The organism is Mucilaginibacter sp. KACC 22773 (assembly GCF_028736215.1).
GTDB lineage: Bacteria > Bacteroidota > Bacteroidia > Sphingobacteriales > Sphingobacteriaceae > Mucilaginibacter.
Window position 1 is genome coordinate 6525850 of sequence record NZ_CP117883.1, and the last position, 12781, is coordinate 6538630.

Sequence of the window (12781 nt, forward strand, 5' to 3'; positions counted from 1 at the left end):
TAAAACCACTAATAACCAATGAACTTTTCTGCTGTTAATAAAAAAGCTAACCGGGTCTTCCTGCTCCCGGCAATTGCCATTATTGTTTTGTCGCTCGTTCAATGTACACCAAAACACCAGGTGGCTTCATCATTCAAGGCAGGTACTACCGCCGATGATCCGAATAAGGGTTTAAAAGATTATTATAAAAGCTATTTCCCAATTGGTGTGGCCGTTAACACGGCAGCCTTGCATGGCCCCGATTCTGCATTAATTGTCAAAGAATTTAACAGTGTAACGGCCGAGAACGATATGAAGATGGGCCCTATACACCCCTCAGAAAATGTTTATAATTGGAAAAATGCCGATGATATTGTTGATTTTGCCACGAGTCATCATATTAAAATACGCGGGCATAACTTATGCTGGCATAACCAGGAGGCAGCGTGGATGTTTAAAGGGGCCGATGGAGAGCCTGTTACCAAAGAGTTGCTGTTAAAACGCCTGAAGGATCATATTTTTGCCGTTGCGGGAAGATACAAGGGTAAAATTTACGCCTGGGATGTGGTTAACGAGGCCGTTGATGACAGCAATGATACAACGCAGATATACCGCAAAAGCAACTGGTACAACATATGCAATGGTCCCGATTTTATAGAGGCGGCCTTCAGGTATGCACATGAAGCCGATCCGCAGGCCAAGCTTTACTATAATGATTATAATAGCGAGCACCCGGTAAAAAGGGAGAAGATATATAAATTGTTAAAAAAATTGGTTGAGGACCATGTACCGATTGATGGGGTGGGCATGCAGGCGCATTGGAAGTTAAATGAGCCATCGCCCGGCGAATTACGTAAAGCTTTGGATGAAGTAACTTCCTTAGGTTTAAAGGTACAATTTACCGAATTGGATATTACTATACGTTTGCCACAACTAAACCCTGCGCCGGGGGCTACAACGACGCCCGTACCTGACCCTGGTTATACGCCAGAATTGGAAGCCAAACAGATAGCGCAATACAAAATGGCTTTCGATATTTTCCGGCAGTATAAAAAGTTTATAACAAACGTTACATTCTGGAATGTATCTGACCGGTACAGCTGGCTTGACCAGAGAGGCGGGGGACTAATGGGCGGAGCCGCCGCAGGCGGCAACACGACACGCATGGTTAAAAAAGCCTATCCTTTATTGTTTGATGAAAACCGGCAACGCAAAAAAGCATACTGGTCTGTAGTGGGTTTTTAAACGGAGGCCGCTTTTGCCTCATTGCAGGATACCATGTAGAATTAGCAAAGCGATGTGGGGCGCAAACGCAAACCTAGCCGGGAGTTTAAACAGGGGTTATATGAATATAAACAAACGTTGTGTTTCGAGCCGTCGTCGTTTTTTATCTTTACTAACCGCCTATTAACCGGAAGGTGGCTAAAATATTATGTTAACTCTTGGTCCGCTTTTCGGTTAAAGCTTGCTATTATCTGGTAGCCTTTAACTGATTAGTGAACAGAAATTCGGATCGTTTTTTTAACCAATTATCATGCTATCACGATTTGCCAAAATAACCAAGCTTTTTGCTGCGGGTATTTGTAGTTTACTACTATCATGCAAGCCGCACTCCCCAATAAAAATGGCCGACTTGCTGCAACAGCTTAAAAAGCGAAATTATAACGCTCAAAATGTTTTTAGTTCCGACGCCCGCCTTGCCGCCTGCGATTCGATGTTAAAGGCCGGTTCTCCAAATTATGATGTGCAGCTATTATCGAAAAAAGCATTGTTTGAGTTACAGGAAGGACACGAACAACAAGCTGTTGATATATATTCGAAAATTGCGAAGCTGCCGCGTTACATGAACCCTGTAAATACACAGCCCGATGAGGCTGTTGCCTTTATGCGTTTGGGCGAACGTGCCAATTGTATGCTTGGCCACAATGGGGCATCGTGCATATTTCCTATTAAGGGGGCAGGCATACACCAGGTTCAAACAGGATCGCGGCAGGCAATTGGAGCACTGGAGAATATTTTGAAAAGCAATCCCCAGGATGCCCAGTCCCGCTGGCTGTTAAATATAGCTTATATGACCTTAAATGGCTATCCGGAGCAAGTTCCTGCCCAATACCTGATCCCTAACTTAAATGCAAATGACGGGCCGTACAAAGTAAAACCATTTACAGATGTAGCCGCAAATGTTGGCATCAACCTGAACAGCAGGGCGGGCGGATCCATAGCCGACGATTTTGACGGCGACGGTTATATAGACATTGTTACATCTGGTATGGACCTGCAAGATCATATGCATTACTTCCATAACAACGGCGACGGTACTTTTAGCGACCATACCGCTCAAAGTGGCTTACAGGATGAAGTTGGCGGTCTTAATATTCAACAAACCGATTACAACAATGATGGCCGCCCGGATATTTTTATCATGAGGGGAGGCTGGCTTCGGGACGGTTTTGGCAATCAGCCAGGTTCATTGCTTAAAAACAATGGTAACGGCAGGTTTACCGATGTTACCATTGCAGCGGGGCTTAAATTTATGCATCCTACACAAACTGCCGTGTGGGCCGATTTTAATAACGATGGCTGGCTCGATGTTTTTATCGGGATGGAAAGCCATGGCGGAACCGACCCTAACAATAACCATCCATCGGCGCTCTATATGAATAATCACGATGGTACTTTTAAAGAAATGGCGCAAAAGGCCCATTGCCAGATCAACGACTTTGTGAAAGGGGTAACATCGGCCGATTACAATAACGATGGTTGGCCCGACATTTTTGTATCTACCATGAGTGGAAGAAAATATTTGCTGAAGAATAAATGTAAAGGAGGGAACAACGTAGGTTTTGATGATGTTACCCAAAAGGCAGGCATCAATATCAAACAAAATACATTTACCACCTGGTTTTATGATTACAACAATGATGGCTGGCCCGATATTTTGTTAGGCAGTTACAATTTTAGCACAACCCTGGGATACTACGCCGCATTGGAGGCGTTGGGTACCCCAGTGGCAGATAACGGCAATATTTTTCTTTTTAAAAACAACCGTGATGGCACTTTTACCAATGTAACCCATGATGTTGGGCTGAACAAGGCGGTATTTAGCATGGGAGGCAATTTTGGTGATATTGATAATGACGGCTATCCAGATATCTATTTTGGTACCGGCAACCCCGATTTTGGATCACTGATACCGAATAAGCTTTTCAGAAATATCGGGGGCAAAAAATTTGCGGATGTAACCAGCTCATCGCGCACCGGCAATTTGCAAAAAGGGCATGGCGTATCATTTGCCGATTTTAGGAATAATGGGCTGCAGGATATTTTCATTGAAATGGGCGGCGCTTATATAGGCGATGCCTACAAAAGCGCATTATACCTTAATCCGGGCCAAAATAATAATAGTTGGGTGGGTTTAAAATTGGTGGGAACACAATCAAATAAGTCGGCTATTGGCTCGAGGATAAAGGTAACCTTTACAGAAAATGGCGTACAGCGAAGTGTGTTCAAGGATGTAAATTCCGGCGGCAGCTTCGGTTCATCTCCGCTAAGGCAGGAGATAGGAATAGGACAGGCCAAAATGATTGATGACATCGAGATACGCTGGGCAGGCAGCGGTACTGTGCAGCATTTTTACGATCTAAAGCCCAATCAGTTCGTGGAAATAACAGAGGATGGAAAGTTAACCCCACTTAATTTGAAGCCACTTAAATTTAATACAGGCGAGCCCGCGATGCAAATGCAAATGGCTGGCATGTAAAGGCGAAGGTGTTTTTAAGTAGATGATATACGCCTGCCTGAAAATAAAAAGGACAACCCTGACCTTCATACAGCATATTGTGTACGATGAGCTGGGGTGCCCTGGTTGAATTGCTTTGTTAAAATGGTCAGGTAGTAATTAACATAACGATATTAGAATTTAAAAAGCCTGCTTGTCCCTGAGGTGTTTTTTATTGATACCTGTGCTGTTTTATCGTTAATGAGAATAAACCTGGACGATTGGGAAAGAAACGAACTGCCATAGTAAAATTCCTGTTTAGCCTGGCTGCCATTTTTGTATGTTATAACAGCGCTTTGATCTGTATCATCTAATTTTAACATAGATACTTTAGCATTTAATTGAAAAATCCGGAGCGGCCCTAAATGTTCGCTTGCCGCCATCAGATAATTATTGTTTGCACCCTTTAATTTTACAAGGGCTTTTCCATCTCCAGGTAAATATATCCCACTGCGCGCTATTGATAGGGGCGCAAAATTACCCTTGCCGTTACCCTTCAGCAGTAAGCCATTTAAGGCATCATACCTGCCAATAGAAACGTCGGTGCCAAAATCATTTCCGTTGATCAACAGATCGAGATTGCCGTCCGCGTCAAAATCGTCGGCCACCATCCCATTCAAAACAGAAACCTGCGCCTCAATTGGCAGCGGAGTTATGGTGAATTTACCCCCGCCATCGTTCCTGAAATAGCAGGACTTCAACTCGGTGGCTTTAAGCCGTAAGGCATTTTTCATTTGATCGGCACTGAGCACATCTTGCATCGTTGCCTCGGCATATGAATGATAATTGGTGAATTTGGCACGCAGGGTTATCATTTGCTTAACAGCATCTTCCCGTACATTTGCCGGGTATTCCCGTTTAATGTCGTCTTTACCCGGCAGGTACAACGATGGAAATGCATCAAACCGGTTTCTCTTGTCAAAGTCGCCTGCTGTAATAAAGGCCGGGAATTCGTCACTGGCCTGGTAAAGGGTATTGAGGCCGGTATTACCCACTATGTAATCCATTCTGCCTGTATGCCTGAAATCGCCCGCAACTATTGAGTTCCACCATCCGGTTTTATTGCTAACGCCACTTTGGGCTGTAACGTTAACAAATTTGCCGCCTGTATTTTTTAAGAAAGTTAGCGGCATCCATTCTCCGGCTAATATCAGGTCAGTTTTACCATCGTTGTCAAAGTCACTAAAAAGACCATCGCATATCAACCCTATCTTTTTTAAATCTGGGGCAACTTCATTAGTTACATCGGTAAATTTTGCTTTTCCATCCTTTGTGTCATTTCTTAAAATATAGCTGTTCACCGATTCGGGGTATCTCCATGGTTCAACCCGTCCGGAAATAAACAGGTCTAATTTGCCGTCGTTATTATAATCAAAAGCTCTTATACACAATTTGCTTTTAAAACAAACCGGCAGCGCATCCTTTGCAAGCATAAAATGGCCCTTGCCGTCATTAATATATAAGCGGTCCTGGTATGCCGGATTGTTTGCGGCTGCTTTATAACCACTGCCGGTAATTAGTACATCAGGAAACCTATCGCCGTTTGAATCGAAAATCAGAATTCCGCCATCAAGATAGGCGTGATCATATTTCTTTTCTTCTAAAAGGCCCCGTTGTATAAATGTTCCGTTCTTTTGTTGAAAAAAGATCTGTGCCGGCTCTTTCAAATTTCCACCAACAACTATATCATCTAAGCCATCACTATTGATATCGCCGACTGACAGCGCCGGATTATATTCTGAAAGCTTATGCGGCAAAAGCTTTTGAATATTAAAGTCGGCATAATCTGTGTCACGATGTATGTAGTTAATCGCACTTTTGCCCGTGATATTGGTAAATATCGGTACTTTTGGTTGTCCCGGATTTGCCCATGTATCGGTTTGGCCGGCATTATTAATGTTTGCAGCCAAAGTTTGATCGGCAGCCACATTTAAAAATGTTTGCCTGTATTTGTTCGGCCATCTAACCACTACCGAATCTATGGTTTTGCATTTGCCTAACCCAAAATGTGCTATAGGCTGGATACTGGCAAGATAGCCCCGGTAAGGGTTGTTTTCATAAACCTGGTGTAAGCCGTGCTGGTAATATATATCAACGAAGGTTCCAATTCCTTCGAGATTTTGATTTGATCCCTTAAACTTTATGTTAAGGTAGTGCTCCACATTTTCCTTATCCTCGCCGGCGGTATTTTTATAAATTAGCGCCTCATCATTAATATTGTTGATCACAAGGTCCACTGCGCCATCATTGTTCAGGTCGGCATAGGCTGCACCATTTGAAAATGAGGGGATACCCAGGCCCCAATCCATGCTCACATCCTTAAATTGCAAACCATCCTGGTTACGGAAGGCGTAATTGTGAATTTTAACTGACGGTATCTGTTTAAGAACTTCGCTCTTAGGCGTTATTAAAAATGCATTGGATCTGTAAGCAATAAAATCATGATCTGTAACATCGCGCGGATAACCGTTGGTAACAATAACATCCCGAAAACCATCATTATCAAAATCGGTTACCATCGGGGTCCAGCTCCAGTCTGTTTGGGCTACGCCGCTTAAAAAGCCTACCTCGCTAAATGCCGGGGGGCCAGCCTGGTTATTTTCTCCCATAGATGGACCTTGGTTCAGCTGTAATGTGTTTCGGACGTACTGATATTGATAACCATAATGGTCGAAATTTTGAATGGTATTATAGCTGCTCGGCCCCGACATCATTTTTTTTCGGTAATTATCAGCAGGGCTCATGTCCAGTTCAAATATATCGGCCAGTCCATCATTATTAATGTCCTCAATATCCTGGCCCATGGCATTGAACGAGGTATGCTTAAAATACGCCTTCGACATATCTGTAAAGGTGCCATCATGGTTATTGATGTACAGGATATTATTAGATAGGAAGTCGTTGGTAACATATATGTCTTTCCAGCCATCAAGGTTAATATCAGCTATAGTTGCAGCATGCCCGTAACCTTCTATCTTGATGCCTGCCGCTAACGACACATCTGTAAATACGGGATGCTTAAGTTTCGGATCCCAATCATTCCGGTACAATCGTCCCATGCTTCTCCCCGTGCCGCTAATATTAATAGGCCTGAATTGGTTGGGGAATTCGGCTGGGTTCGGCTCATTAACGGTCAAATACATGTCAAGATCGCCATCATTATCATAGTCAAAAAAACTGGCCATTGTCGAGAAAAGACGGATATCGAGGCCGTATTCCTTTGCCTCCTCGTTGAACACAGGAATGCCATCTTTATTGAGCCCCTTGTTTATATACAGCAGGTTTTGTCTTTTTTGTGGATCATTGGCAAACGAATTACATACGTATATATCGGGCAGGCCATCGTTATTGATATCAATTACAGATGCACCCTTTCCCCATCGGCCCTTGCCATCCACCCCTGCCATTGCAGTAACATCGTCAAACCTGAAGTTCCCCTTGTTGATATATAACTTATTGGGCACCATATTGCCAACAAAGTAAATATCCTGTAATCCATCGTTATTAAAATCGCCTATACCCACGCCTCCGCCATTATACACAGTAGCGTTATCAATGGGGTTAATGGAGTCGTTTTCGGTGATCAGGTTATTAAAAACAATGCCCGAGCCGGAAGATGGCACTTGCACAAATAGTGTATGCTTTTTACAAGACCAAAGTGATACAGCAATGGTAAAACCTATGAGGAGCCTCTTCATAAAATGTAATTTAAATATAAGAAAAAAGCAGGCGGCTTTTAGGCCGCCCGCTTTCAAATTAACTGTAAAATAAATTAATAGCCTGGGTTTTGATGACCGTTAACTAATGGGTTATTATCCAGTTCGGCTTGAGGTATAGGTAATAATTCGTCTCTGTTGGCATGGAAATTAGCAATCGGCTCGGTAGTGAAATATCCCTTTTTACGCCATCTTAAAATGTCGATGTTGCGTACTTCTTCATCGCCCAGCTCTACCATTTTTTCGTGCATTAGGGCTTTAATCACGTCGCTTTTTGTAGTAACCGGAAATTGAGCCGTTGGATAAGGAGGCATAGCAACGTCCTGTCTTGCGCGCACCATATTAAGATAGGTTACAGCTCCGGGGATATCACCCAGCTCAATATTGCATTCGGCAAGATTAAGCAGAATTTCCGAATAACGTATAATACGCTGATTGTTTCCGGCGGGGTGAAAGCCGGCCGTAGCAGAACTTTCCTGGTAGATAATCATAAATTTACGCCAGCTGATTTTTTTGGTAACGCCGTTAACCACTGAAGAATTACCGTTTTGATCTCCATCAGTTAATACGCTTTGGCCATTGTTATAAGTATCGCCGCTCTGGTAAACGCTGTATGAAAAACGCGGGTCTGTTTTGGCTGCGCCTGTTGCTGTGTTTTCAAATTCATTCAAATATTTGTTTGAAGGAATGAGATTTCTCCAGGCAACAGGGCAGTATTCCTGGTTTCTGACTGTAGATTGTGGTTCAGTCGCGCTTTCGCCACCCCAGTTGTAGTTATTATCGCCTTTGTCTACAAATACAACTTCGAAAATTGACTCTGAATTAAACTCGGTCGCTAACTCAAAATTATCCAGGTAACGTGCGGTTAAAGAATATCCATCTGCTCCTGAAGTTGGAATTTTAAGAAACGCTGCTTTGGCTCCGGCATAATCGCCTTGTTGCATCAATACCCTGCCCAGCATGGCATTGGCAGCGGAAGCGGTGGCCCGCCCCTTATCGGTAGCCGATTTTCCGGGCAATACTGCGGCAGCATCTTTCAAATCCTGAACAATTTGCGCATAAACCTCACTAACAGATGCACGTGGCTTATAATCGTTTGGACTTTTTGGCACTGTAGTTACCAACGGAACACCTCCCCACATACTAACCAGGTCAAAATAAGCCCAGGCGCGAAGAAACTTTGCCTCGCCAACCGATTCATTCTTATCTGCAACATTGTCAGTAACATTGGGCGCATTGTCGGTTACCACGTTGGCGCGGAATATTACTGTGTACCAGCCATTCCAAACCGAGTTCATAACCGAGTTGGTAGGGTCATCGGTATTTTCATACAGTTGCCGGCGCGGAATTTCCAGTTGGCCGCCGCCAGGGAACACTTCATCGCTCCTGGTATCATGCAAATAATACCACTCGCGCGATACGAGGTTGTTTTGATGCATAACAGCGTAGATGGCGTTAACACCCGCCTTTAGTTGCGCTGCAGTTTTATAATAGTTACCTGTAGTAAGATTATTGGGGTCGGATGTATTTAGCGCTGTTTTTTTACAGGACAATACAATCACCGTTATCGTTAGTAAGATAATGGTTGACAATAAATAAATTTTTCTATGTTTCATAATATATCAATTTAATGATTGTTAAAATGTTGCCTGTAAGCCTGCCTGGAACGCTCTTGGCGAAGGATATTGGCCGTAGTCTATACCATTTGTAAGTGTTCCGTTTTTGGAGCCAACCTCAGGATCAAGCCCGGTGTATTTTGTAATCGTGAACAGGTTTGTGGATGATAAATAAAACCTCACTTTGCTTACATGACCGTCAGTAGCCGATTTAAGCCAGGCTGTAGGAAAATTGTAGCCAAGCTGAAGGTTTTTTAAACGAAGGTATGAGCCGTTTTCTACCCAGCGCGACGAAGGCCTTACGTTGCCGTTAGGGTCGCCGGAAATAGCCCTCGGGATAGTAGTATTGGTATTGTTGGGTGTCCAGGCCTTAAGCACGTTAACTCCGGAGTTAAATAACCTTGGCATACCTTCAAGAATGATTTTTTCGGCATTAAATATTTTATTGCCGTAAACACCCTGGAAAAACAAAGCAATGTCGAAATTTTTATAATTCGCCGAATAATTTAACGAATAAGTAAACTTAGGGAGATAACTGCCCAGGTTAACCCGGTCATTGGCATCTATTTTGCCGTCGTTATTGATATCCTTAAATTTAATATCGCCTGGCGCTGCATTGGTTTGAGTAGCATGGCCGCTTACATCAGCTGCATTTTGGAATATGCCTTCTACAACATAACCATAAAAATACTGGATGGATTGACCAACTACGGTGTTGGTAATCGGACCGCCGCCACCGAAATCTGCATCGCCGCCTGCCACTATCGAACCGTTTGCAGTTCCTGTCAATGAGGTAACTTTATTTTTGTCTAAACCAAACACACCGGTTATATCAAATTTAAAGTCTCCGCTTGATTTATGGTAACCTGCGGTAAATTCAATACCTGTGTTTTGCATAGAGCCAACATTTGCAACCGGTGCACCAACGCCATCGCTTGGCGGTACCGGTACGGTTAAGATCAGGTTATTGGTCCTTCTCTTATAAACTTCCGCTGATAACGTAAACGTGTTTTGAAGTAAGCCGAGGTCAAGACCAATGTTTGTTGATTTGGTTATTTCCCAGTGAAGAAAATAATTACTTAATGCACTATAATAAGATCCGTTACCAGAGTTAGCACCTGTTGCCAAATTGCCAAAAGGATACGTTGTGCCACCTGCAGAAACATTTGATACGTAAGGATAATTCCCCAACACAGTTCCATTTATCCCGGTAACGCCGTAACCGGCCCGTAGTTTTAATTCGCTGATTGTTTTAGAATTCTTCATGAAATCTTCCTGGTCAACCTTCCAGCCTACCGAAGCCGCAGGGAAGTTTTCATATTTGTGACCGGGGGCCCAAACTGACAAGCCATCGCGGCGTATTGAACCGGAAATTAAATATTTCCCTTCAAAATCATAACCCACCCGGCCTACTAATGAATGCAGCACGTTGGTGCCATAAGTATAATTGGTGGTGATGTTGGTGGCGTTGTTAAGTGTGCGTATAATGTTGTTATTTTGGTTGCCAAAAGAGTTTTGGCTGTCACTCCGGTTGGTTTGCACTTCGTAAACTGCCACAGCCGAAACGTGGTGTTTGGCGAAGGTTTTGTCGAAAGTTAATTGCTGTGTATACAGGGTAGTAGTGCTGGTGCCGGTATTTTCGGTTATTGACGCAAGCGGGCTGCTTGAAGTACCCCCATCGTTATATATAGGAGTGTATTGTTCCTGCCTGTTTGTTCCGTAATCAATCCCGTAAGTAGAATTGAATTTTAACCATGGAGTAAACTTTACGGTTAAATAAGCGTTGCCACGTATTCCGAAACCAAAATTACGGTTCTCGTTAATTAATGCCTGTTCAATCGGGTTAACCGGGTCGGCGCCGTCAAAACTGTTCTGAGGGCCAAAAAAACCGCCAGGATTGTTTGGATTGTAAATAGGTATGTATGGCTGCATCCTTACCACATTGGTAATAGGCGTTCTGTTGCCGGGGGGGATCCCAAAACGCTGACGGGTTACCGAAACATTGAATGTTTCGCCGATGGTAATAAATTTATTCACATTATGATCAGAATTCATACGGTAGTTTTTCCGGCTGAAACTTGTACCCACGGTAATACCATCCTGATTAAAATAACCGGCGGAAGTAAAAAAATGTGAGTTATCATTGCCACCAGTTAACGAGACATTATGCTGTTGCAAAACTCCTTTTTGGAAATAAGCGCTCTGCCAGTCTGTGTTGGTTTGGGCGAATGTTTGCGAAGAACCCGCATAAATAGGCAGATTAAAGTTTGCCGGTTGCAAACGCGGCGGTACTCCAATATTGGCAGCTCCGTCTAAAGCTCTTTCGTATTGTACATATTGGTTAGTGTTAAGGAGGTCATATCGTTTAACAACTTCCTGAAATCCCGCGTACGAATCAAAATTTAACTGAACCTTACCACTGGAACCTTTCCTGGTTGTAATGATGATAACGCCGTTAGTTCCTCTTGAACCGTAAATCGCCGCAGCGCTCGCGTCCTTAAGTACATCAACTGATTGAATATCTCTTGGATCAAGAGCTCCGATAGAACCCGGAAAGCCGTCAATAATATACAAGGGATCGGATCCATAACCAACAGAACTCACGCCGCGTATTTGTACAATTGGAGCAGTACCTGGCGAGCCATTATTGGTAACCGTTAAACCGGCTACCCGGCCCTGTAAAGCCTGGTCGACACCCCCAACAGGTAACGCTGATATTGTTTTGCCGCTTACCGACGAAACAGCGCCGGTTACACTGGCGCGCTTTTGTGTTCCGTAGCCAACAACAACAACTTCACTTAATGATTTAGAATCACTCCTTAATGATACGTTAATTACCGATTTGTCGGAAACGGTAACTTCCCTCGAGACATAACCTACAAAACTAAAAACAAGCACCGCCTGATCATTAGGTACTTCAATACGGAATACGCCATTGACATCGGATCCGACTGCAGTAGTAGTGCCTTTTAAGGTAACTGTTACGCCTGGTAATGCTAATCCTGTTTCATCGGTTACTTTACCGATTATAACCTTGCTCACGTTGGCTTTTATGACATCCGTATATGGCAGACCGGCCGGGCCATTACCCGCAAACGCGGAACTTATAATAGTAATGCTTATAAATACTATTACGACCGTCATTTTCATGAAAGTACTTAGTAAATATTTTTTTTTCATATTTTGGTTTGTTAATTGAAAACATTGGTTTAGAAATTGGTAAGATTTAGCGCTTTTATCAAACACACTATGGTATTACATATGGTTAGCTTATGTATGGATTACCGTTATTCACAGAAATAAATCATATATTTTAGCTAACACTACCTTTGGTTTAATAAAAGACTGTTTACTTAATTGGTTGCTTAACCGGTAACCTGCATCATCAGATTTATTAATCATAGAATCCATGATATCGATTACCGATGTAGTTTACTGCGGGCCACAAGCGGTGGCCGGCAAAACAAGTTTTTTGGGTTTAATCTCTCATAAGTACACTTCAGAAAAGGTTTGCAATCGATTGTAGAGCCGGGCCTGTTTGTAATTTTCCTGAATACGACAAATAGTATACAGGTCGATCAAGCATTAATAACTTAACTCAAAATTTACAGAACTTGCCGGGTCGGCTTTATTGGTTTATAGTTCAGCAGCTGTTGATAAGAATATAGCCGCTTTGCAACAGTAAAGTTACG

The 12781-nt window shown here is 43.1% G+C and carries 5 protein-coding genes; 2 read left to right on the top strand and 3 right to left on the bottom strand.

All coding sequences use genetic code 11. From position 1 onward, the window contains the following. Positions 1–18 precede the first annotated feature (18 nt). Entirely contained in the window at positions 19–1224 is a 1206-nt protein-coding gene (locus PQ469_RS27095) for an endo-1,4-beta-xylanase (RefSeq protein WP_274210467.1), read from the top strand. Positions 1225–1513: 289 nt separating this feature from the next. Beyond that, positions 1514–3739, top strand: a complete 2226-nt coding sequence (locus PQ469_RS27100) for a CRTAC1 family protein (RefSeq protein WP_274210468.1) — start codon at positions 1514–1516, stop codon at positions 3737–3739. 152 nt (positions 3740–3891) lie between these two features. On the opposite strand, the gene PQ469_RS27105 is transcribed toward PQ469_RS27100, so the two are convergent. The 3 genes from PQ469_RS27105 to PQ469_RS27115 all read right to left on the bottom strand — a co-directional run bounded on the left by PQ469_RS27105 (position 3892) and on the right by PQ469_RS27115 (position 12269). Then, positions 3892–7455, bottom strand: a complete 3564-nt coding sequence (locus PQ469_RS27105; protein WP_274210469.1) for a VCBS repeat-containing protein — start codon at positions 7453–7455, stop codon at positions 3892–3894. A gap of 74 nt (positions 7456–7529) precedes the next feature. After that, entirely contained in the window at positions 7530–9089 is a 1560-nt protein-coding gene (locus PQ469_RS27110) for a RagB/SusD family nutrient uptake outer membrane protein (RefSeq protein ID WP_274210470.1), read from the bottom strand. A gap of 21 nt (positions 9090–9110) precedes the next feature. Then, positions 9111–12269 (bottom strand): SusC/RagA family TonB-linked outer membrane protein, encoded by a 3159-nt coding sequence (locus PQ469_RS27115; protein ID WP_274210471.1) that lies wholly within the window; start codon positions 12267–12269, stop codon positions 9111–9113. Positions 12270–12781 lie beyond the last annotated feature (512 nt).